The following is a 22,343-nucleotide window of genomic DNA, read 5'->3' as shown; positions in this document are numbered from 1 at the left end:
AAGGGGGTCCGAGAACGGCGGTCGACGCGCACCTCCGCAGCTTCGACGCCTCCACCGAGACCTGCCGCCGAGTCCTTGACGGACTCCGGCGGACACTGTGAGGAGGCCGAGATGATGCCTATCTGGAGCCTGGAGTCCCTCATCGAGTCCCCCGAGAACCGGGTGAGCCTCACCATGGTCTCGGACGACAGGGCACCCGGGGCGGCACGGACCTTCACGCGGGAAACGCTGTCGGCCTGGGGACTTGAAGAGCTGACGGACCGCACGGTCCTGATCGTCAGCGAACTCACCACGAACGCCGAGCGCCACGGCGGTACGCCAGGCGGCACCGAGCGCCCTTCGGACGCGGACAGCCAGGTGGTGGTCGAGCACATCACGCTGACCCTCACTGCCCAGAGCGGAACCGTGGGCATCGAGGTGGAGGACAACTCCCCCTTGCCGCCGATCCCTCGTGCCAGTGGGTCGGACTCGCTGGACGGACGCGGTCTGCTGCTCGTCACGGCCGAGGCCGACGCATGGACGGCTTGCCTCAATCAAGACGGCAGCGGCAAGCGGGTTCTCGCGGTCGTGAGACGCCGAGAGGCCGTCCCCTGCGGCCCGACCCCCACCGCACACCCCTTTCAGCCCTACTCGCCCATGGAGGCGTTCGCCATGCCTGCTCAACACGCGCCCGTCGCCGCGCCCTTACCTCCGAGGAAGAAGATGGAAGACGTCGTGACGCAGCACGTCCTGCTCCTCGACCTGGACGGTGTCCTGGTCGATACGCGCCCTGTCATGCAGGAGGCGTGGCGTGCGGTCCAGCAGAGTCACGGCATCGACCTGCCGTTCGAGATGTACGAGCAGCATCTGGGCCGTCCGTTCAGCGACATCATGGAGCGGCTCGAGCTGGCCGACGCCGATCGGATCCACCAGACGTACACGGCGGCCTCGCAGGCTGCCTCCCCTCTGGCCCGACCGTTCGAAGGCATGGAAGAGGTGCTCCACGCTTTCGCTGCCGCCGACTGGCGCCTCGGCGTCGTGACGTCCAAGCCCTTGGACCGAGCCGCTCCACTCCTCGCCCAACTCGGCTGTCCCTTCGCCACCGTCCGTGCACCCGGCGGTCCGGGGAGGGGCAAGCCGGCCCCGGACCCGCTGCTGCTCGCCCTCGTTGACCTCGCGGCCGATCCGGCGTCCGCAACCTACGTGGGCGACATGGAAGTAGACCGTGAGGCCGCTCGCCGGGCCGGTGTCTCCTACGTGCACGCCGCCTGGGGTTACGGCGCCCCCGGCACTCCGGAGCCCCGGATCGCGCAGTCGCCGGTGGACCTCCTTCGACTGCTCGACGTGAGCAAGAAGAGCGTGCCCCTCATCGAGGGGAGCCTGCTGTGACCGACTCTGGCCAAGGCGTCGAGGCGCTGATGACCGCGCTGGAAGCAGAGTACGGCGATGCGCTCGTGACGGCCGGCGGCGTGAGCTGGCTGTCGGTCCACCACGTACCGATTCGCCGCCTGGTCACCCGCCTGGTGAGGCAGCTCCTGGAACTGGACGAGGTGCCGACCACCACGGTGTTCGGCGCAGCCGAGGATCTGGTGGTGGCCGGCGGCAGTACGTCTCTCGGCTACGTCGCGTACGAAGTGTCCGAGGCAGGTCTTTCCTTTCTCCTCGGGCACGGCGAGCCCGGCCAACTCACCCCGGACAGTGGCGAGCTCGCGGTGCCGGTCCAGCCTCGTTTGACGGTCACCACCGCACCCGTGTGCGCCGTCTCCTGGTCATCCCGCCATGCGGAGACTTTGCTTCCGGTTCTCTCCGACCTCGCCTGCCAAGGGGTGAGGAGCACCGTCGTGGACATGGCCTCCGAAGTGAATCAACGTTTCCCGGATACGTCGGAACCGGGAATCACCGTGCTCCGCCTGCCAGATGAAGCACTTGACCGACACGGCGATGTGCCTGCCCAGAGTGCTTTCCGGCCCGAAAGCGAGCGCACGGTACGAGCGGGACAGTACGAGATCGGCATCGGCCGACTGGCGTGGCTCGCCGCCCGAGTGCTTGTGCGCAGCGCCGGCTGCACCCAACCGTCCTGGTCGGCAACCCTGTACGTCGAGCAGTGGCTCGACGCCGTTCTCCTCGCATCCCGCAGCCGGGTCCTGCTGTGCAGCAACGACACCAGCCCGCTCGGCGTCCTTGCCATTCGCGCCGCCGAACGTGCTGCCGCGGACACCGTCTATGTCCAGCACGGCGCGTGGATCGAGGGGCAGACCTCCTCGCACGCCCAGCGCTGCCGCCATGTCGCGGTCATGGGGGCGCGCGATGTGCGCGTGGCCCAGGCGGGGACTCGGCGCGCTGACGCTCGTACGTACGTCGTCGGCCAGCCGCGGTTCGACGGGCTCACCCAGGTTGACCGCCTCGGTCAGCGGGCCTATCTGCAGAGGATTTTGAAGGAGCAGACGGGTTCAGCGCCGACAAGGATCGTCGTGTGGGCGTGCCAGCCGTTCAGCGAGCAGCGGCTTCTTGGCCAGACGGAGGTTCTGGTTGAGGGGCTGCGTAACGCGAAGGGCGGCTGGGGTCTTGTGGTGGCGCCACACCCCGCCCAGAACGCCGAGACGCTGTCGCCTCTGCTCGACGTGCTGAACGGTGTCCCGGTCGCCTTGATCGGCTCGGAGGTCGGAGCTCGCGGATGCCTGGCCGGCGGGGATGCCCTGATCAGCGCGTCATCGACGTGCGGGATCGAGGCTCTGCTCCTCGAAGTGCCCGTACTGGAACTGGCGCTTCCTGCCACGCGCACGTTGGGACTCGCCGACCACGGGGCCGCCTGGCGTTGCGAGTCCAGCCGGGACATCGCCAGGTTTCTGACGCGTATCGACGAGTCTCCGCAGACCGTACGCGTACCGACGGCGGCCAGGGAGTCGATCTGCCACTGGGACGGCCGCAGCGCCGACGCCGTCGCGGACATCGTCACCCAGGCGCTGTCCGACAGCACGACTCCCCACCACTCAGCGCAAGGGACCGACAGGCGATGACAAACACGTTCACCGGCGACAGCGTCGCCGAACTCTTCATCGGCGCGGTGATGTTGGCCAAGAGCGGGGACAAGATCAGCCCGCGCGGAATGGCCACCCGCGAGGTCTTCGACGTCAACATGACACTGACCCAGCCCAGGGCCCGTCTGCTGTACGCCCCGCCCGCCCGGATCCTGAATCCCGCCTTCGCGGTGGCCGAGACCGTCTGGCATCTCTCCGGGACCGACGCCCCGTGGATCTACGGATACAACGAGCAGCTGCGGCAGTACGCCGACGACGGGATCCTCCAGGGTGCCTACGGGCCGCGGATGCGGAACTGGGCAGGGAAGGTGGACCAGCTCCACCGCGTGGTCGAGATCCTCAAGGCCGACCCCGACTCCCGCCGCGCCCTGATCCAGCTGTACGACCCGGCCCGCGACACCGCCGGGCACAAGGACGTCCCCTGCACGCTCGGCTTCCGCTTCCACCTGCGCGCCGGCCGCCTGCACATGTCCACCACCATGCGCGGCCAGGACGTGTGGATCGGCCTACCGTACGACCTGTTCTTCTTCACCACGCTGCACGAGCTGGTCGCCGGCTGGCTTGACGCGGAGTTGGGCGAGTACCACCACCACGTCAGCTCGCTACACATCTACGAGCGCGACCTCGACAGGGCCGACGGGCTGACCGACGTCGCCGCGAGCCCGCTCATGCCCGAACTCACGACGCCGTGGGAGGGCTTCGACGAACTCCTCCGCCGAGTCGAAGCACGTGATGAGACCGGGCATCAGAGCTGGGACTCCATGGCCGAGACGATGCGCAGCTACCGGCTGTGGAAGGACGGGGTGCGCGAAGAGGCGCGGCGCGTCGCCGATGCCGTCGACGGACCACTCGGTGAGGCCCTGACCGCCTGGTACGGCGAACTGACCTGCCGCACCGGAACCTCGGCCGTACAGGCTGCCGCGGGAACGAGGTGACGACCGCGATGGCCCACGCGCCCGCCGTCATTCTCGGTCTCTGCTCCTACACGCACGACTCCGCCGCCGCGCTCCTGGTGGACGGTGAACTGGTCGGTTTCGTCGAGGAGGAACGCCTCTCCCAGAAGAAGCACACCCACGAGTACCCCCACCACGCCGTCGAGTGGCTGCTGGGCGAGGCCGGCCTCACGCCCGGCGACGTCGACGCCGTCGCGTACAACTTCCAGCCCGTCCGCTACCTCGCCGAGACCCCCGCCGCCCTGCGCCTCGCGCTCTCGGGCACAACCCGTGACCGGGCTCTGCCGCGGGCCGCCGGATTCGCGAAGGTCGCGCTGCGCACCCGGCGCCGCGTCCAGTCCCTCGGTCGGCAGTTCCCCGGCGCGCAGGTCTCGCCCGTACTGCATCACCGCGCCCATCAGCTGACCGCCTTCGCGGCCTCGGGGTGGGACGAGTCCGCCGTGCTGGTCGTCGACAGCCTCGGTGAGCGGCAGACCACGACGATCGCCCATGGCCACCATGCCGGCCGTCCCACCACCCGCACCTTGGAGGCGATCTACGACCCAGCCTCGCTGGGCTACGTGTACGGGGCGGTCACCGAGCACCTCGGCTGGCGCCGGGGCGACGAAGAAGGCACCGTGATGGCGCTCGCCGCCCTCGGCGATCCCGCCCGCTTCCGGCACCTCTTCGCCCGCGCGGTCCGCACCACCGCCACCGGCTTCACCCTGGACCCGGCCTACTTCCCGCCCCGCGTCCTCACTTCCGGCTACCCGCGAACCTCCCGCCGCTTCGTCGTGGAGACCTGTCCGCCCCGGCGCCCGGACGAGCCGCTCCAGGAGGTCCACCAGGACCTGGCCGCAGCGCTGCAGGAGCGCACCGAACAGGTGATGCTCCACCTGGCGCGGCGCGCCCGCCTGCTCACCGGCTCGCGGCGGTTGTGCCTGGGCGGCGGCGTGGCCACGAACTGCGTCAGCATCGGGCGGATCATCGAGGCAGGCATCTTCGACGAGGTCTTCGTGCCGCCCGCTCCGGGCGACGCAGGCACCGCCCTCGGTGCCGCGGTCGCTATGCACAACGACAGCGGGAACGGCCGGCCGCTCTGCGGGGTCGCCCGCGCTTGCTACCTCGGACCGTCCTATCCAGAGCCGAACCTGGACCTCACCCCGTGGCCGGGACTCCAGCAGAAGACCCTGGACATCGAGGTCGCGGAGTTCCTCGCCGACCAGCTCGCCCACGGCATGATCGTCGGACTGTTCCAGGGACGGGTGGAGGCCGGCCCCCGCGCACTGGGGAACCGGTCGATCCTGGCCTCTCCTCTGGAGCCCGGCGTCGTCGAGCGTCTGAACGCGAGCGTGAAGTTCCGCGAGCCGTTCCGCCCGTTCGCCCCCATGGCCCTCGCCGACCGAGCACGGGAGTTCTTCACCCTCGGCCAGGACGCGCCGTACATGTCCATGGCCTCCGGAGTGACCGACAAGGCCCGCGAACACATCCCTGCCGTCGTCCACGACAACGGCACCTCCCGCCTCCAGACCGTCAGTCCGACCCAGAACCCCTTCATGTACGACGTGTTGCGGGCATTCGCGCGCCGTACCGGCGTCCCCGTGCTGATCAACACCTCGCTCAACGTCAAGGGCAAGCCCATCTGCGGCACCCCGGACATGGCCCTTGACTGCCTCGCGAACTCCGGGCTCGACGCCCTGCTGCTGGAAGGCCGGTGGATCACCAAATGAAGATCGGATACAGCTTCTGGGGCTTCCTTGGCAACGGCATCACGGACACACCCGACGGAGGGCGCAGCCACCGCCGCCCTCTGGTCGACGCTCTCCTCGCGCGCGGCCACGAGGTCGTCTTCCTCCAGGCCGACCGGGATCGCCTCGAAGCAGGAGACGACCTTGGCGGTACGTACACCTTCGACGGCGGCATCCCCGACATCGACGTGCTGTTCCTTGAATGGCGCTGGCTCATCGACAGACGCAACAACACGCCCTGCGGCGCGGAGGGGCACACCTGCGACCTCCACCGGCAGGCCGAACTTGTCAATCACTACACCCTGCTCCGCGGTACCCCCACCGTGATCTGGGACAAGGACCGCCAACTGAGCGAACACAACGTCCTTCGCCGTGTCCCCGGCGTCGCGGTGTGCGAGGCAGCCCTCACCCCCACGCCCGGTGCCCACCGTCTGCTCTTCCCGGTCGACGACCGACTGCTGGACCAGGCGGACCCGAACGCACTCGCCAAGAGGCCGCGGGAGACAGCGCTCGCCTATGTCGGCAACCGGTACGACCGCGACGCACAGTTCGACCGCTATTTCTCCCCGGCCGCCGCATGCTTCGATCACCAGGTCGGCGGAAAGTGGACGGACACCAGCCGCTGGCCGCACATCACCTTCCGCGGCCGGGTCCCCTTCGAAGCGGTGGACCGCCTCTACAGCGGAGCCCTGACCACAGTCCTGCTGCTCCCCGAGCGATACGCCGCGGTGGGGCAGATGACGCAGCGGATCTTCGAAGCCGTTCTCGCCGGGTGCCTTCCACTGGCCCCCGCCGGTATTCAGCACGTTGCGCGGTTCGTTCCCGAGGAACTGGTGGTGAAGTCCGGCGGACAGGTGATCCGTCGGATCACCGACCTCCAGAAGATCGCCGGCAGCCACCGGCACGCCGAACTGATCGCTGCCTGTTTCGGCCGGCTGGAACTCTTCCGGCTCAGCCGTCAGGCGGACGCGCTGGAGACCGTTCTCGCCACGGTCACGGGAGCTGCCGAAGAGCAGCGAGGAGCCGAAGAGCAGCGAGGGGCCGCGTGATGAAGCACCTGCCGCAGGCCGCCGAGCCCGGACCATCCGTACGTGTCCCGGCGGTCGGTCCGTCGGGACACCTGAGCACCCCTAGGGTGGAGCACCATGAAGAAGGTCGCCATCGTCGGCTGCGGAGGCAGCGGCAAGTCGCATGTGGCCCGTGCGCTGGGGGACGTCCTGGACGCCCCGGTGACGCATCTGGACGCCGCGTTCTACGACGACGAGTGGAACGAACTGCCCATGGAGAAGTTCGCCGCCGTGCAACGCGACCTGGTCGCGAAGGAGAAGTGGGTGATCGACGGCAACTACAACTCCACGCTCCAGATCCGGCTTCAAGCCTGCGACACCGTCGTCCTGATGGACGTCTCCACCCTCGCGGCACTGTGGGGGGTCTTCTCCCGGCAGCTCCGGCACGGCGCCGGGCACAAGGGCAACGGGGTGCACAACCGCATCCACTGGGGCGTGATCAAGTACGTGGCGACGTACCGGCGCAAGATGCGTCCCCGTGTCATGGCCAAGATCGACCAGTTCGCGACCGGGCATGCCGACGTGGTGCTGCTGACCAGCCGCCGACAAACGCGGCGCTGGTTGCGGAAGGCTGCCGCCCAGCAGAGCTGAGCCGCCCGCGCCTCCGGTGGGGGTGCGGCGCATGAACCTCAACCCGTTTCTCGATCCCGGGCGGCAGGAAGACCTGTACGGGCACGCCTCCCGGCTGGCCAGACGGTCCAACGCATTGATACGGGCCAGGACCGTCGGCCGGCCGGTACCCGACACCATCGTCCAGCTGGCCCGGTCCCAACGTGCGCAGGGCTCGGAGCGTCTCCGCCTCGTGATGGACATCGGTTGCGGTCGCGGCACCAGCAGCCGGGTCCTGGCCGAGCAACTTCATCCGGAACGCCTCGTCGGCATCGACGCGGCGCCCGCGCTGGTGGCCGATGCCCGCAAGCGGGTGGGCCGCGTGCCCGGTGTCCGGATTGGCTTCCTGAAAGGGGACTTCCACCGCATACCGATGCCGGACGGTTCCTGCGACCTGGCCGTCGCCGCCTTCTGCCTCTACCACTCGACACACCCCGAGCAGGCTATTGCGGAGATCGCCCGTGTCCTGGCCCCCGACGGCGTGGCCATCCTCGTCACCAAGGCGCTCGACAGCTACCGCGAGATGGACTCCCTGGTGGCCGCCGCCGGCCTCGACACGCGCGCCGAGCAGCACGAGAGCCTCTACGTCTCCGCGCACGGTGGCAACCTCGCCGACCTGGCGAAGCCCTCCCTGAACGTGATCACGACCGAGCACGAGGAGCACCGCTTCACCTTCGACGGACACGAGCACGTGGCCGAGTACGTCGCCACGAACCCGAAGTACGACCTCGCCCCCGGTCTGTACGGCAGGTCGGGCGCGCTGGCCGCCGTGCTCCACGAACTCCTCCCGGACGCACCGATCACCACCAGCTCGGTCATCACGTACGTCGTGGCCCGACCGAGAGGAGGCCGCACGTGAGAACCACCCACTTCACGAAGACCTACGCGACCTCTGAAACGACTGCCGCAGCCGCCCGTCACCACACCTGGCTGGCCGCCCACGCACAGCCGCTCCGTCAGCCGGCCCTGACGGTCATCGGCCCGAAGAGCCTGACCTTCGAGTGGATCGAGGGCCGCCACGCAGAACCCGGCGACCTACCGCGGCTGGCGGGGCTGCTGGGTGACGCTCACGGCACCGCCTGGACCAGCGACCTGCGATCCGTCTCCCTGAACGGACCGCACACCTTCCGCGACGGCACTCAGTTCGGCGGCTACCTCGCAGCGCGCGAAGTGGCACTGCGCAGGCGGCTGGAGCAAGGCCACCTGCCGGACAGGATCGCTCTGCACGCGATGCTGACGCTTCTGGAGAAGACCGCCGAGGGGCCCGCCGCCTTCTACAAGGACAGCAACCCGCGGAACTTCCTGTTCACCAAGACCGACACGCTCTTCATCCTCGACGCCGACGACCTCACACTCGCCCCGTTCGGGTACGACCTGGCCAAGCTGATCGCGACGCTGGTCATGACGTACGGACCACTCGGCCCACCCGCCATCGACGGGGCCCTGAGCACGTACAACGAGGCCGCCGGCCGCCACGACTCCCGGCTCGGTACGACGGATCGCGAGCGCCTCGACGACTTCCTCGCCCTGCACAGCGTTCTGACCGCCCCGTATGCAGGGCGCAACGGTTACCGCTTCGGCCGGCCGGTTCCGCGCCCCCGACTCCAAGGTCTCGCATGATCACCACGGAACTCATCTTCGTCCGCCACGGCGAAGCCCACTGCAACGCCAACGGCGTCGTCGGCGGCCCGGTCACCTGCACCGGGCTCACCGACCTCGGGTACCACCAGGTCGAACAGGCAGCCGCCCGGCTGGCTGACGAGCATCGCGACAGACCCTTCACCGCCCTCTACACCGGTCCTCGTCTCCGGCTTCGGCAGACCGGCGAGATCCTCAGTCAGGCCCTCGGCCTGCCGATGCGCACCGTGCCCGGTCTCGGCGGCCCCATCCACGGCGTGGCCGACGGAAGATCCTGGACCGAGGTGAAGACCGCCGCCGACGGCGGGCCGCACGCCCACCCCGACCGGCCCTGGGCGGACGGGTCCGACACCTGGAACGGCTACCTCCAGCGGGCCGGGGACTTCCTCCACGGTCTCATCGACCGGCACGAGGGCGATCGCGTCCTGTTCGCCGCGCACGGCGAGACCGTGATCGTCGCGCACACCCTGCTTCTCGCGATCCCGCTGGGTTCGCCGGCGGGCTTCACTGTGTCCCACGGCTCCATCACCCGCTGGCAGCACCACCTCAACCGACTCGACCAGCGGCGCTGGATGCTGGACCGGCACAACGACACCGCCCACCTGGGTGCCTCAGCGATGCGGGCGGCATCGTGATCACGGCGTACGACGACCCGCGCATGGAACTTGCGCGGCAGACGGTCGGAGCCGTCCACATCGTCGCGGACCCGGCCCTACCGCCTCACCTGCTGCACCTTGTCGATGCCCGCGGGAACGCCTACTTCGCCAAGCAGCACGCCAGCCGGAACCGGTATGTCTACGAGGCGCACGCTTACCTGACGTGGGGACACCACCTTCGAGGCCACGCCCCTGAGCTGGTCGGCCGACAGGACTCCACACGCACTCTGCTGCTCACAGCGATACGCGGGCAGAGCGGCGACCTCCTGCCGCCGGGCTCGGCCGAGGAAGAACAGGCTCACCACAACGCCGGCCTTGTACTGGGTGCCCTCCACCGGGCCACGGCAGGTCCCAAGACCGGCGGCATCGGCGTCGAACTGGCCGGTCGGCTCCGAGGCTGGGTCGACAGGGCCGACCGCGCTGACCTCCTGTCGACAGACGAGAGAAGGAGCCTGCTGCAGGTCGCGGACCTCCTGTCCCACGTCCAGGTGGAGAGCGCCGTGTGCCACCTCGACTACCAGCCCAGGAACTGGCTCATCGGGGACGGCTTCTGGATCTGCGACTTCGAGCACATGCGACGCGACGCCCGCATCCGGGACTTCGCCCGGCTCAAGTTCCGTCGCTGGCAGGCCGCCCCTCATCTCCGCGGCGCCTTCTTCGCCGCGTCGGGAGGGAGCTGAGCGACGCCGAGCAACACCTCCTGGAGTCCTTCGGCGCCATCGAAGCCGCCACCGCCCTGGTCCGGGGACACGAGCAGGACGACCTCGCCCTCAGCGCCCACGGCCGCACCGTGCTGGCACGACTGAGCTGACGACCCCACCGACCTCTGGAGAGTTACGTGTCAGAAAGCACCTCCGCCTCGACCACACCGACGCCCCGGCGCGCGGTGGTGACCGGGGCCGCCGGATTCATCGGCTCTCACCTCGCCCACGGCCTGCTCCAGGCAGGAACCACCGTGATCGGCGTCGACCGTCGCGACCCCGCCACAGACCGGACGGCAGCGGCCAACCTCGCCGCGTCGCACGGCCTCCCGGGATACATGCACATCACCGCGGACCTGCTGACCTGCGCGATCGATCCGCTTCTCTTCGACGCGGACGTGATCTTCCACTTGGCAGGCATTCCCGGCGTACGAGCTTCGTGGGGCCCGCACTTCGGCGACTACGTGGCCTCCAACATCCTCGCCACCCAGCGAGTGATGGACGCCGCCACCCGTATGCGCGTCCCTCGCGTGGTCGTGGCCTCCTCCTCCAGCGTCTACGGACCCACCAGCGGCGGTCCCAGTGTCGAGAGCGACCATCCTCGGCCGGCCTCCCCGTACGCGGTCACCAAGCTCGCCGAGGAGCAGCTCTGCCTGGCACACGCGGCCCGCGCCGACTGCCCGACGGACGTCGTCGCTCTGCGGTACTTCACCGTCTACGGGCCGCGCCAACGCCCCGACATGTTCACGCACCGCGCTCTCCTGGCCGCCATCACCGGACAGCCACTCCGTCTGTACGGCGACGGCCATCAGCGCCGGGACTTCACCTACATCGACGACGCGGTCGCAGCCACCATCGCGGCTGCCGCCGCTCCGAACGACACGGGCATCGTCAACGTCGGCGGCGGCTCCAACGCCTCCCTGCTCGAAGTGATCAACATCGCCAAGAGCCTCGTCGGCCGCGACATCCAGATCCACGCGGAGCACGCACGCAACGGCGACGTCCTGACCACCCGGGCCAACCCCGGCCGCGCCCACGACCTACTGGGCTGGCAGCCCACGGTCGACCTTCACAACGGCATGCGCGCCCAGATGCAGGCCCTGACCCACCCCACGTACCGCGCCGCGGCCTGACCATCTCGCGACCTGACAGGAGTTGCCGTGGAGAGCCCCGAAAAAATCCGGCGGGACGCCTTCTTCCGCCGGATCACCGCGCAATTCCCCGCCGACGGACAGCTCAGCTCGCTGATCATCACCCACCTGCTCCCCGAGCGCCCGGCGTTCCTCCACGCGATGGCCCGGACCACCACGGTCGCGGCCGTGCTGCCCAAGCCCAGATCCATCTCCCAGCAGACCCTTACGGAGGTGCACCGCGAGTACACCGTGCACCCCCTGAGCCGTGGCCTGTTCACGGACCCCACCAGCGCCCTGGAGTACCTGGAGGTCACCGCTCCCGGTCGTGACGTCGTACTGCTCGACATCGGGGGCTACTTCGCACCCAGCCTCGGCACTCTCGTCGAGAAGTTCTCCGGCCAGATCGTCGGCGTCGTCGAGGACACCGAGAACGGACACCAGCGGTACGCATCACTCGGCCAACTGCCCTGCCCCGTCTTCTCGGTGGCCCGCTCCCCTCTGAAGGACTGCGAAGACCACCTGGTGGGGCGGTCCATCGTCTTCTCCACCGAGTCCCTGGTCCGCACTCGCGGCGACATCCTGGTCAGCCGGGGCGCCTGCGTGATCGGCTTCGGCAAGGTCGGCCGCGCCATCGCCCAGACCCTGCGCGCCAACGACGTACGCGTCACCGTCTACGACAGCGACCCCGTCAAGCGGGTGCAGGCACACTCCCAGGGGTTCCGTACGGCCACTTCCCGCACCGAGGCACTCCGCGACGCCGACCTCGTACTGTGCGCGACCGGCAACCTGGCGCTGCGGCAGGGCCATTTCGAGGCGTTGCGCAACGGCGCCTATGTGGCCTCGGTGACGTCCTCCGAGGACGAACTCGAGCTGGACTCGCTCGACGGGCGCTACCGGCGGACACCCGCTGGGGAGCATCTGACGCGGTACGACGTGACGGGCCATCACTTCTTCGTTCTCGCCGATGGCGGAGCCGTCAACTTCGTCCACGGCGCGTCCGTCGGTACGTACATCCACCTCGTGCAGGCCGAGATCCTCGCGGCCACCGCAGCGCTCAGCCGCGGCGACCACGAGGCGGGACTGCACGAAATGCCCTCGTCCGACCGTCGGGCCATCGCGAAGGTCTGGCTCGATCACTTCGCTAAGTGATCACGTACCCCGTCCCACACGCCCTTGATCCGCCATTGACCGACAGGAGAACGCCGTGGCCGCCACCGCAGCGCGTCGCCACATAGCGGTGATCCCTTGCCGCTGGGGCGCCTCACGATTTCCCGGAAAGCCCCTGGCCCTGCTCGGCGACATGCCGCTGCTGTGGCACGTCCACCAGCGCTGTCAGGAGGCGAAGCGGATCGACGACGCCGTGGTCGCCACCGACGACGAGCGCATCGAAGCCGCCTGCCGCCGACTCGGCATCCCTTGCGTGATGACCGGCGACCACCCCACCGGGACGGATCGCGTCGCCGAGTGCGCCCAACTCGTCCAGGCCGACGCGTACATCAACGTCCAGGGCGACGAACCGTTCATCGCTCCCGCCGCGATCGACGCGGTGTCGGAGGCCCTGTTCCACCTCAGCGCCGAGACCCTGGCGGTCAACGCGTACGCGAAGCTGGACGACGCGGCATCGGTCATCGACCACAACGTCGTCAAAGTCGTGGTCGGCGAGAACGGCAACGCCCTCATGTTCTCCCGGCAGCCGATCCCGTATCCGCGGGGCCATCGTCCGAACTACCTGCGACAGCTCGGCCTTTACGGCTTCACGCGCAGTGGACTCGACCTGTTCCGGCGTCTCGAACAGGGACCGGTTGAGCGCGCCGAAGGCGTCGAGATGCTCCGGCTTGTCGAGCACGGGCACGGCGTACGGATGCTTCCCGTCGAGGACGAGGGCATCGCGGTGGACACGCCGGAGGACCTCGAAAGGGCGTGCGCGATGCTGCGATCCCAGTCCCAAGAGTCCTTGAACAGCCAACGTCGCCGCTCGAGAGATTCTGGTTCCGGTCGGTGACAAGCCGGCCGACCGTCGTAGTCGACAGTTCAACCTGCCTGACACAGGCTCGGCGCTCAAGCAGGCCGGCTCCTCGGGACATGAGGCTGGAGGACGCCACCGACGCGCTGAACGCGATTACGGGCGGTGCGACGGACGCGCGGGCCTGCCCCGGGAGCGGATCGAGGTTCACCAGGCTGCCCTGACGTCATCCCGTGCCGTCCACATGGGGGCGGGCCAGGCGGCGCAGCGGGGACGTCCTGTCCCACACGTGCCAGCGCCCACCGCACACGGGGTCACTCTCGTACGTCACCTCAGCCGGGAAGCCGTCGACTCCGACCCGCTCAGCCGGCGGATCGCAGAGGCGTCTGCCGCAGCGGGGACAGCGAGCCGGGGTGCGCATGGGATACATGCCCATCGCTTCACTCCTGCCTAGGCCGACGCTCGCCCGGACGCTGCCCATCCACTTACCGCCACGGCACCGCTTTCGCATGCCAGGGCCCGCCAGGCGTCGGGGGTCCAGGCGAACACCGCGTCCTGGCCGAAGCGGCGTCCCAGGTCACGCGCTGCGGTATCGCTCAGGCCGACGACGGCGACGCTCTCCTCACGATGCGTACCGCACGCATCGCCGCCCTCTGCGGGCCACGAGGTGAGACCACAGCGACGGATCTCGTCGAGCAGCACGCGCTGGGCACAGGCGTTGACGCCGTCCGACGTGGTACGGCCACGGGGGTTCCAGGCGGTGATCACATGGACGGTGACGCTGCGGGCAGGTACGGGGAAGAAACCCTCGGCCGTGCCCCGAGGACGCGGTTCGACTCGAACGGCCCGGTCTCCGAACCGGATGTCGACGACTGCCGTCCGGTAGAGCTCCCAGTTGCGGGGCGTGCCGGGTGCGTCGATGGCGTGCACAAGGGCCTCCTGTGGAACGAAGACCCCCTTACACCTCGTGCAGGGAGATCGGTGCTCGCCCCAAAGGGTCATGGGGCTCGGCCGGGTCGGCCAGACGGCAAGATTCCATGATCCCGACGCTAAAGCAAGGGGTTGTGAAGATATTGCGTGAGATCGGTGCGGGTGTTAGCTTCTCGCCCGGTCGTGTGACGGCCGACCCGCGTGAGGTGCGCGGGAAAGTGCAGATCACCGGGGTGCGGCAGCGCGCTACCGGGGTCCTTCGACTCCGGGGCTGCCCGACATGCCAGTACCCTCCGAGACAGAGCCAGGCCGCGCGGGCCTGCCGGTCATCGACCTCGCCACCGCGCGGGAACTGTTCCGCACTGCCGAGTCGAGCGGCCTCGGCCGGCCGGGGACCGACGAGATCTTCGACCAGTGGCTCAACGACTCCTGCGACATCGCCTTCTACCGCGGCGCGGACCGACCCCTGCAGGCACGTGCGGTCGATACACGCGACGAGGTGCCCGAGTGGCTGAGCAACAGCCGTGCCGGACAGGCGCGACTGGAGGCAGTCTGCCTCAACCCGTACCGGGCCGCCCCTGCTCCGAGCGAGGAACCGGCCCCTGCATTCGCGGATGCCGGGGCAGTCGAGGTTGAGGAGACGGATGCCTGCACGTGGGAAGGCATGCCTGGCCTCTGTTGGCACTGCGAGGCCGACCAGGAGCGCTACGCGAAGGTAGACGAACGTCGGGCCCATGCAGGCGTCGACGACGACGGTTACGTCCTGGAACTCGTGGCCGCCTACGCCGGCGGGATCGGTGAGGATCCGTCCTACGCCCTGAGCGGCGAATTCCCGCCGGACTTCCACGCGTGGTCGCTCCGGAGTCTCACCGTCCTCACTGAAGTCGCCCAACTGAAGCTGAACGCTGAGAGTTGGAACGCGGCCGGGTCATGGCACCTCGTGTGGCACTTCTGCGAAAACGACGCCACCAATCCCCTGGACGAAACCGAGGACATCGATTGCTCCTATGACGACCTGGACGGAGAATCGAGCGAGTTCCGCTGCCACGTCTCAGTCGAGAACAACGGCGACGCGCCCACCGTCCAGGTCGTGGGGACGCGTGCCGGAAGTCAGCACGTGATGTACCGCGCCCACGTCCTGGAACCCGACGGTGAGTCGCAGGACCCCGGAACGCTGGAAGGGCTGCGCAGCCTCCTGGAACGTGCGACGGAGCAGGTGCACCGCGAGGCCGGTTACAAGGTCGAAGGCGAGTGGACGGTCGACTGGTCGCGTTGCCACATTCTTCTGGCTGACTGACACAGCAGCCGCAGCCCCCTTCACCAGACGAGACCCAGCGTTTACGCTGGTCAGGCGGCTGTTCCCGCATCTCCTGTCCTAGTGGTGGGGTGTGAGCGCAGGGGGGCAGCTGCTTGGGGGGAGGGCCGCAGCGGATGGTGGGTCTTCGTCCGCACGGATCGGTGACTTGTGGGGGTGTGATGGGCAACTCCGGGAATAGTCCGGCTGGCAAGCCGCCGGTGAAGGCCGAGGACAAGCGGAGCAAAGCCGCGAAGCGGCTGTCCCGGCAGCAGGAGGAACTCCGGCGTCTGCGTGTACTGCAGGAGCTGGCGTTCGCCCGTGACGCAGAGCGGCGGCGCAACGGGCTGGGCGCCGCACCGGTCAGGACGGAGAAGCCATCGAGCCCCGCCGCGACCAGGCACGGAAAACCGACGGGGAAGCGGAAGAAGAGGGCCTCGCCCGCTGCTCCGGCCAATGCCAGGAAGCCGTCGAGCACGGCGGTGCCCGGACTCATGGAATCACCCGGGGCTAAGCGGAAGAAGAAGGCCCGGGCCGCCAGCTACAAGGAGTTCCCGGCCTCCCGACCCGTCCCCGTCGCGGACCGGGGCATCGATCGCCAGCGCAGTCTCCCCAACATCGCGCTCGCCTACATGCGGCTGACCCCTGAGGAAGCGCAGCGGGAGCGGCGGATCAAACTGGCCCGGGAGAAGAACTGGGAGAGGGAGGCGGTGCGGAAACTGGCGAAGAAGGAAGCGCAGTCCGCCGGGGAATCTGGGGCTGGCCGCCGAACGAAGGCGCAGGGCACCAAGCCCCGAGCCATCCGGTAGCAGGTGACCATGCCGTTGGCTTCAAGTCCGCGGAACTTGAACCGACGACACCCGATACGGGCCGCGCTCCTTGCTCCGTCGCATGGTCGCGGACCCCGAGACCGGCCCCGTCGGCACGGTGGGCCGACACGCCGTCGATACAGTGCGGCGCGCAGTCAGTGCCGGCCCACGGGCCGAGTCCGTACGGGACGTCGTCCAGGACTGGTGGCGTAACCAGGCGTCGCGTACTTGCGTCACCGTCCGCGACGACATGCGCGAGGACAGCTTCCATCCTCTGCCCGGCGCTCCCCAGCACCATTTCGGCTTCACCGAGAGCGGCCAGGATCCGGTCCGCCTCCGACTGAAGCTCCTCCACGGCCACCCGGGCCACCCGCTCCCGCTCCTTCAGCAAGCCTCTCACCGATGACACCGACCGCCTCCACACCGCCCTCGACGAACAGAACGGTCCAAGCCTCCCTCGGCAACACCGAAACCATGCCTGACCAGCGGAAAGTCAGCGATCACATTCGGAAGGACTGCTTCTTAGCGCATCAGGCTGAATACAACGGCGGCTGCCAGTCCGCCGAGCAGGGCGCCAACGACGGTTTGGGCGGGGGTGTGATCGCGGAGGGCAACGCGGGACCAGCCGATGGCTGCGACTCCGAGCATCAGCGGCGCCATGCTCATGCCGTACGCGAGCAACAAGATCACGACCACCCCGCCGGCAACGGCGGTGTGTACCGAGACCTTCCACCAGACAGTCACGATCATGGTCACGATGAGGCCGACGAGCATGGCGACGACCAGGGCGAAGACCTGGCGGGGAGCGCCAAGGGCGACAAGCAGTGAAATGCCGATGAGCACCGATGCCGTCGTGGCGAGGAGGGGGACGGCTCGCTGCTCACGGACTCGTATGTGCTTGTCGGTCCAGTGGCCGCGCTTCACGCCGAGCATGATGACGGCGAACGGGATGCCGCCGCAGAACAGGGCTGCCAGCACGCCCCATCCGAGCCCCGTGACGCTGCTCGCGCTGTGCCAGCCGATGATCAGCAGTATCGCGATGACGAGGTTGGCCGGCGCGAGGGTGTCGGTGATGAGGCGGGCCGTGCGGGACTCGGTCACTGCGTTATCTCCAGCGTTCGGGCGTGGTCGAGCTTGGCGGCGAAGGTGCGAGTGAGGTCGGAGTCGTAGGCCCTGGCGAGTTGTTTCAGCGCGTGGATCTCGCTGGGCAGATCCCTGCCGCCGCTGGCGGGAGGGCGGGCCTCGCCGGACGAGGGCTCGCTGGCCTGCCGGGCCTGTCTGGCGCCGATGATCCAGCAGGCTTCCGCGGCGATGTCGGCCTGCGCGCCGATGAGGCCGGAGGCCGCGACGTGGGCGCGGGCCTGGTCGTGCAGGTTGCTGGGGGCGTGGTCGCTGAGGGCCAGAACGGCGTCACGGATCTCGATGGTGCGGCGATACAGTCGGCCGTGAACGTGACGCAGGTGGAGAGTCTCGGATGTCCTGCGCTGCGGCGGGTCGAGCCGGACGTCGGGTACAGCCTCCGTGAGGTTGAGCCAGAGCGGATACAACTGCAGCAGGTCGCGGTATTCGCGGCTCCAGCGGTGCAGCCGTCCGGCGGCGGGCAGCGTGCTGCCGGTCACGATGAAGATCAATGCGGTGAAGAGCAGGAGACCGTTGATCGCCTCGCTCGTGCTGGCCGGCATGACGCTGTGTCCCAGAAAGCCCAGGATCACGAAGGCCACGCGGTGCGCGGCGTAGACGATGCCGACGGTGGTGCCCATGCCGGTGAGACGCAGACCGCGGCCGAGGAGGCCGGTGCCGGGCTGCCGGCCCCAGCGCCAGCACAGCCTGGAGGCGCTGAACAGTGCCGCGCCAAGGTACGCCGTCCACACTCCTCCGTAGGCGGCGATGCGCCAGTCGGTGGCGTACTCGGTGAGCAGGTCTACCGCCTCGTGCGGCTGCGGAGTGGCGAAGAACAGCATCGTGATGATGGCTGCCGCGCCGACGGGGACGAAAAGGTGGAGGCGGGAGGACTTGAGCCCGGACGCCTTCTCCTCGGCCATGTTGTGCACGAAGGTCAGCACCGCATGCGCGGCGACGATGCCGCCGATGTGCTTGCCCAGAGAACTCAGGTTGTTGACCCCGAGGGCGGCATCCACGGGTACGGCGACGAAGGACAACCTGAGCGTCATGGCAACGGCGAGGGCGAGAAAGGCGGTCCACAGGACTCGCTTGCCGGAATCGCGCCATGCGGCCGGGGTGCGCCACGCGGCGACCAGCCACAGCAGGACCGCAGGAAGTGTGTCGATCATTCCGGGCGCCCTTACGAGTCGCTGAGCGCGTCGCCCAGGCGCTGGAGGACACTGCTTTGTGTGACCTTGCTGGTGCGGGAGGCGGCGGCTTTGCCGGCGATCAGCCCTGCAAATCGCTCGGCGTCCCGTTCGTCCTCGGTGCCGTAGCTGGCCCTGGTGAGGAGACTGACCACGGTGGCGGGGTCGATGTCCGCGAACAAGCCGCCTGCCGACTGGACACCGTCGAGGATCGACGTGTGGCCCAGGAGCATGTGGCCGATCTCGTGCAGGATGATGTGGTCTTGGTGCAGCGGGCTGGTCTCTGCCTCGTGGAAGATGTGGTCGGCTTTCTCGGTAGCGATCCACACACCGCACGGGGCGTCGGTACCCGAGATGCCGGGGACGCTGTGCAGGTGGAGCGCACGACCGCGCTTCTCTGCGATCCGGTCACAGAAGACCTGGACGTCGAAAGGGTCCGGGATTTCGATTGAGGCGAGCAGGTCCTCGAAGTCCGGGCGCCCTTGACGTCCGTCACCCGGCTGCTCTCGTCGACTACGCAGGTACAACTCGGCTCCGCAGGTGGCGCTGTACGTGACCGCAGCAGAAGCGGCACCGGAACCCCGTATTCCGGCATGCGAACAGTACGTCAACCTTCAAGTGGATATGCCAATTGCATGCTCAAATTCCGCTCAACGGCGCGACGCTCAAGGAATGCACCTGATTCGGTATCACTTGATCAAGGCTGAATAGAGCGGCAATAAACCCCGGCGCCGCCATGGGGCACGCACGAAATATCGAGAGTGGCGTGCGTCACAGCTTCGACCCGGTCGGCGGCCGTACGCCTCCCGGTCGCGCTGTGTTTACCGACTGGACGTCTCGTCGTCGGCAAGCCCTTCCAGGGTGCGGGCCCGCTCGATGAACCCCTTGATCGTCTCAAGGGTCTCCGTCGAAAGGCCGGAGGCTCTGAGGGCGACATCTCGCACGTGGTTGTCCCGCATGGACGCGAGTAGTGACAGCTCGGCGGTGATCCGCTCGGCTACCTCCTCGTCGAAGAAGTAGCCGGGAGGCACGCCGAAGAAGCCGGCCAGCGCCCGGATGGTCTGCATCTTCGGGTTCGTGTTGGTCCCGGTGCGGAGCTGCTGGATGGCGCTTGCTGAGACGGCTCCGCCGGAGGTGTCCCGGATGCCCTGTGATACCTCCGCGTACGTGTACGAGCCGCGCCCCTTCGGGTGTACCTCCCTGAACAGGTAGTCGAGCAACTCCGCGAAGGTGCGCTCGCGCTTCTCGGTCATCTCCAGCCCTTCCTCATGACCGCGATCCTATCCACTCCAGTGGCGATCACGTGCCTGCGCGTCTCAGGTGCCGACATCGCAGTTGACGGATTGGCGCAATTGCAGTGTACGTTAGCTTCGAATTTCGTCCAGTGCAGTGTTCCGTACCTGGTGGGCCGCCGCCAAGCAGCGCGCCGTCACCGTGGCCCGTTTCCTCGCCGCCGCCGGCCTCGCTGTCGCCCGCGGTTCGACCATCGTGCATACCAACGAACAGCTCGATGCCGCCATCGACGAGCTGGCCGCTCTGCGCACCGCCATCTCCCGTGTCGGCAACAACATCAACCAGATCGCCTTCGTCTACAACGCCGGAGGACAGCCCCTCCCCGGCGAACTCGACCGCGCCCTGACGACCGTGAACCGCGTCCTGACCCGCGTGGACGACGCGGCCGACATCCTGGTGAAGAAGCGCCTCTGATGGTCCCCAAGATCCGACGCGGCTCGCGCACCCACGGCCTGCTCGTCTACCTGTACGGCCCCGGCAAGCGCGACGAGCACACGGACCCCCACCTCGTCGGCAGTTGGGACGGCTTCGCCCCCGACCCCGGCCGTGACACCAGCCCCGACACTGACCCCAAGGTCACCCTCGCCCGGCTCACTGCTGCCCTGGACCTGCGGGTCAAGCAGGCTGGCGACCAGGCGCCGGCCCAGCACGTCTGGCACTGCTCGGTCCGTACCGACCCCGGCGACCGGACCCTGACCGACGACGAGTGGAACACCGTCGCCCGCCGTCTGGTCCACGCGGTCAACCTCGCCCCCGAAGGCGATCCTGACGGCTGCCGCTGGGTCGCGGTGCGCCACGCTGACGACCACATCCACATCCTCGCCACCATGGTCCGAGGCGACCTGCGCCGCCCGAGGATGAACTACGACTTCAAGAAGGCTCAGGCCGAATGCCGTCGCATCGAACAGGAGATGGGCCTGCGTCGGCTCAAGCCCGGCGACGGCACCGGAGCCAAGACGCCCACCAGCGCCGAGCGCTTCAAAGCCGAGCGGACCGGCCGACCCGAGACACCGCGCGAGACGCTGCGCGAAGCCGTCCGCCAGGCCGTCGCCGGAGCCGCCAGCGAAGCCGAGTTCTTCACCCGCCTTCGCGAGGCGGGCCTGCGCGTCAAGCTGCGGCACGCGCCTTCCGGCGACATTCTCGGCTACACGGTCGCGCTGCCCGGAGACCGCAACCGCGACCGCGAGCCGGTCTGGTTTGCGGGCTCGACCCTGGCCCCCGACCTTTCCTATCCGAAGATCCAGCGCCGCCTCGCCGGCGGAACCCCCGACGAGGCCCCGCTGCCGGAAGCAGACAGCGGCCGGTCGAACTGGTCGCCTCCCGCACGGTGGCGACGCACCGCGACCGGGATCGCCGAGCGAGCCGCAGTCCTCCTGGACAGCGACGACGACGAAGCCGCAGGCCAACTCGTCGGAGTCGGCGAACTCCTGGACGCGGTCGCCCTGACCTCCCCGGCCGCCACCCGCGCCGAACTCGGCGCCGCCGCCCGCTCCTTCGAACGCGCCACCCGCAGCCACGTCCGAGCCGAACGCGCCGACACCCGGGCGATCCGCTCGGCGGCCCGGGGCATCATCCAGGCCGGAGGCGCGCTCGGCCGAGGAGAAGACGGCGGCACCACCGCCATGCTCGTCTCCACCCTCGTCCTGGTGGCGCTGGCCGCAGCACGCTGGCACTCCGCACGCGGTCACGCCCAGCAGGCCGAAGCCTCCCGGCAGGCCGCCGAGCACCTTCGCGCCGCCTACCGCCAAGCCGCCGCCACACCCATGCAGTCCCTGCGCGACCAGGGACGAGCCTTGCCGGAAGCCCAGCGCCGTGCCTACGAGACCACCATCCGCACCGTCCTGCCCGAGAACCGCACCCGACCCGGCACGAGCACGAAGAACGACGCCTTGGCCGCCACCCTGGCTCAGACCGAGCAGGCAGGTTACGACCCGAAGGCCCTCCTGAAGGAGGCCATCGCCATGCGCGAACTCGACACGGCCGAGGACGTTAACGACGTCCTGGTCTGGCGACTGCGCCGCCTCGCCCAGCTCCCCGCCCACTCGGGCGAAGCTAACCGACGCCCGCAGGCCGGCACCGGTCGCGCCACGCCTCCCGCCAACCCGGCCAGCGTCCGGACCGCGCCCCCGGCCTCGCCGAGGCCCGCCGCACCGGACCCGCACAGCCGCCCGCCGCGCCGCTGACCAGCAGTCGGCAGGCCCGCCACCGGCCTGCCGCCGGCGCGAAACCCCTGGACACCCGATT

The 22,343-nt window shown here is 68.9% G+C and carries 23 protein-coding genes; 17 read left to right on the top strand and 6 right to left on the bottom strand.

Features of this window, described 5'->3' with window-relative positions; translation table 11 throughout:
- Positions 1-111 precede the first annotated feature (111 nt).
- The 13 genes from ACFU53_RS07705 (at position 112) to ACFU53_RS07645 (ending at position 13,503) form a co-directional block, all read left to right on the top strand.
- Positions 112-1,368, top strand: a complete 1,257-nt coding sequence (locus tag ACFU53_RS07705) for an HAD-IA family hydrolase (RefSeq protein WP_383987226.1) — start codon at positions 112-114, stop codon at positions 1,366-1,368.
- The gene (locus ACFU53_RS07700; RefSeq protein WP_383987223.1) at positions 1,365-2,996 is read left to right on the top strand and encodes a hypothetical protein; all 1,632 of its coding nucleotides are present in this window, start codon (positions 1,365-1,367) and stop codon (positions 2,994-2,996) included. Before ACFU53_RS07705 ends, ACFU53_RS07700 begins: the two co-directional genes overlap by 4 nt.
- Positions 2,993-3,952, top strand: coding sequence for a thymidylate synthase (locus ACFU53_RS07695; protein WP_383987220.1), 960 nt, complete (start codon positions 2,993-2,995; stop codon positions 3,950-3,952). Before ACFU53_RS07700 ends, ACFU53_RS07695 begins: the two co-directional genes overlap by 4 nt.
- Before the next feature lie 8 nt (positions 3,953-3,960).
- A complete protein-coding gene (locus ACFU53_RS07690; protein ID WP_383987218.1) occupies positions 3,961-5,679 on the top strand; it encodes a carbamoyltransferase in 1,719 nt (572 codons plus the stop codon).
- Positions 5,676-6,746, top strand: coding sequence for a hypothetical protein (locus tag ACFU53_RS07685; RefSeq protein WP_383987216.1), 1,071 nt, complete (start codon positions 5,676-5,678; stop codon positions 6,744-6,746). The genes ACFU53_RS07690 and ACFU53_RS07685 overlap by 4 nt, the downstream gene beginning before the upstream one ends.
- A gap of 96 nt (positions 6,747-6,842) precedes the next feature.
- Positions 6,843-7,355, top strand: a complete 513-nt coding sequence (locus ACFU53_RS07680; RefSeq protein ID WP_319266543.1) for a topology modulation protein — start codon at positions 6,843-6,845, stop codon at positions 7,353-7,355.
- A 31-nt stretch (positions 7,356-7,386) separates the two neighbouring features.
- Positions 7,387-8,232 (top strand): class I SAM-dependent methyltransferase, encoded by an 846-nt coding sequence (locus tag ACFU53_RS07675; protein WP_383987212.1) that lies wholly within the window; start codon positions 7,387-7,389, stop codon positions 8,230-8,232.
- Positions 8,229-8,993 (top strand): phosphotransferase, encoded by a 765-nt coding sequence (locus ACFU53_RS07670; protein WP_383987209.1) that lies wholly within the window; start codon positions 8,229-8,231, stop codon positions 8,991-8,993. Before ACFU53_RS07675 ends, ACFU53_RS07670 begins: the two co-directional genes overlap by 4 nt.
- Positions 8,990-9,646 carry a histidine phosphatase family protein gene (locus tag ACFU53_RS07665; protein WP_383987207.1) on the top strand — a complete coding sequence of 219 codons (657 nt, stop codon included), beginning with the start codon at positions 8,990-8,992 and terminating at the stop codon, positions 9,644-9,646. Before ACFU53_RS07670 ends, ACFU53_RS07665 begins: the two co-directional genes overlap by 4 nt.
- Before the next feature lie 23 nt (positions 9,647-9,669).
- Positions 9,670-10,347 (top strand): phosphotransferase, encoded by a 678-nt coding sequence (locus ACFU53_RS07660; protein ID WP_383987204.1) that lies wholly within the window; start codon positions 9,670-9,672, stop codon positions 10,345-10,347.
- A 158-nt stretch (positions 10,348-10,505) separates the two neighbouring features.
- Positions 10,506-11,501: an NAD-dependent epimerase/dehydratase family protein gene (locus ACFU53_RS07655; protein WP_383987202.1), complete on the top strand. Its 996-nt coding sequence runs from the start codon at positions 10,506-10,508 to the stop codon at positions 11,499-11,501.
- Between the two features lie 27 nt (positions 11,502-11,528).
- On the top strand, positions 11,529-12,650 hold the full coding sequence (locus ACFU53_RS07650; protein ID WP_383987199.1) for an adenosylhomocysteinase: 1,122 nt from the start codon (positions 11,529-11,531) through the stop codon (positions 12,648-12,650).
- Between the two features lie 55 nt (positions 12,651-12,705).
- Entirely contained in the window at positions 12,706-13,503 is a 798-nt protein-coding gene (locus ACFU53_RS07645; protein WP_383987196.1) for a 3-deoxy-manno-octulosonate cytidylyltransferase, read from the top strand.
- Positions 13,504-13,690: 187 nt separating this feature from the next.
- Here the strand turns inward: ACFU53_RS07645 and ACFU53_RS07640 are convergent, their stop codons facing one another.
- A complete protein-coding gene (locus tag ACFU53_RS07640) occupies positions 13,691-13,900 on the bottom strand; it encodes a hypothetical protein (protein ID WP_383987193.1) in 210 nt (69 codons plus the stop codon).
- Positions 13,901-13,914: 14 nt separating this feature from the next.
- Positions 13,915-14,394, bottom strand: a complete 480-nt coding sequence (locus tag ACFU53_RS07635; RefSeq protein ID WP_383987191.1) for a DUF3293 domain-containing protein — start codon at positions 14,392-14,394, stop codon at positions 13,915-13,917.
- Positions 14,395-14,674: 280 nt separating this feature from the next.
- On the opposite strand from ACFU53_RS07635, the gene ACFU53_RS07630 reads away from it, so the two are divergent.
- On the top strand, positions 14,675-15,691 hold the full coding sequence (locus ACFU53_RS07630; protein ID WP_383987188.1) for a hypothetical protein: 1,017 nt from the start codon (positions 14,675-14,677) through the stop codon (positions 15,689-15,691).
- Between the two features lie 179 nt (positions 15,692-15,870).
- The gene (locus ACFU53_RS07625) at positions 15,871-16,497 is read left to right on the top strand and encodes a hypothetical protein (protein WP_383987185.1); all 627 of its coding nucleotides are present in this window, start codon (positions 15,871-15,873) and stop codon (positions 16,495-16,497) included.
- Positions 16,498-17,019: 522 nt separating this feature from the next.
- On the opposite strand, the gene ACFU53_RS07620 is transcribed toward ACFU53_RS07625, so the two are convergent.
- The 4 genes from ACFU53_RS07620 to ACFU53_RS07605 form a co-directional block, all read right to left on the bottom strand.
- On the bottom strand, positions 17,020-17,598 hold the full coding sequence (locus tag ACFU53_RS07620; RefSeq protein WP_319135795.1) for a phosphatase PAP2 family protein: 579 nt from the start codon (positions 17,596-17,598) through the stop codon (positions 17,020-17,022).
- Positions 17,595-18,788 carry an MAB_1171c family putative transporter gene (locus ACFU53_RS07615; RefSeq protein ID WP_383987181.1) on the bottom strand — a complete coding sequence of 398 codons (1,194 nt, stop codon included), beginning with the start codon at positions 18,786-18,788 and terminating at the stop codon, positions 17,595-17,597. Before ACFU53_RS07615 ends, ACFU53_RS07620 begins: the two co-directional genes overlap by 4 nt.
- Before the next feature lie 11 nt (positions 18,789-18,799).
- Entirely contained in the window at positions 18,800-19,333 is a 534-nt protein-coding gene (locus ACFU53_RS07610; RefSeq protein WP_383987178.1) for a hypothetical protein, read from the bottom strand.
- Positions 19,334-19,627: 294 nt separating this feature from the next.
- Positions 19,628-20,059, bottom strand: a complete 432-nt coding sequence (locus tag ACFU53_RS07605; RefSeq protein WP_383987175.1) for a Secondary metabolite protein — start codon at positions 20,057-20,059, stop codon at positions 19,628-19,630.
- A 136-nt stretch (positions 20,060-20,195) separates the two neighbouring features.
- Here ACFU53_RS07605 and mobC point away from each other — a divergent pair, with 136 nt between their 5' ends.
- Entirely contained in the window at positions 20,196-20,513 is a 318-nt protein-coding gene (gene mobC / locus ACFU53_RS07600) for a plasmid mobilization relaxosome protein MobC (protein ID WP_383987173.1), read from the top strand.
- Positions 20,513-22,282: a relaxase/mobilization nuclease domain-containing protein gene (locus tag ACFU53_RS07595; RefSeq protein ID WP_383987170.1), complete on the top strand. Its 1,770-nt coding sequence runs from the start codon at positions 20,513-20,515 to the stop codon at positions 22,280-22,282. The genes mobC and ACFU53_RS07595 overlap by 1 nt, the downstream gene beginning before the upstream one ends.
- The last annotated feature ends 61 nt before the right edge of the window (positions 22,283-22,343 follow it).

The sequence above is a fragment of the Streptomyces sp. NPDC057474 genome (assembly GCF_042802555.1).
In the GTDB taxonomy this organism is placed as follows: Bacteria; Actinomycetota; Actinomycetes; order Streptomycetales; family Streptomycetaceae; genus Streptomyces.
The sequence above is the reverse complement of the archived record's forward strand: the minus strand, read 5'-3'. Positions and strand labels throughout refer to the sequence as shown.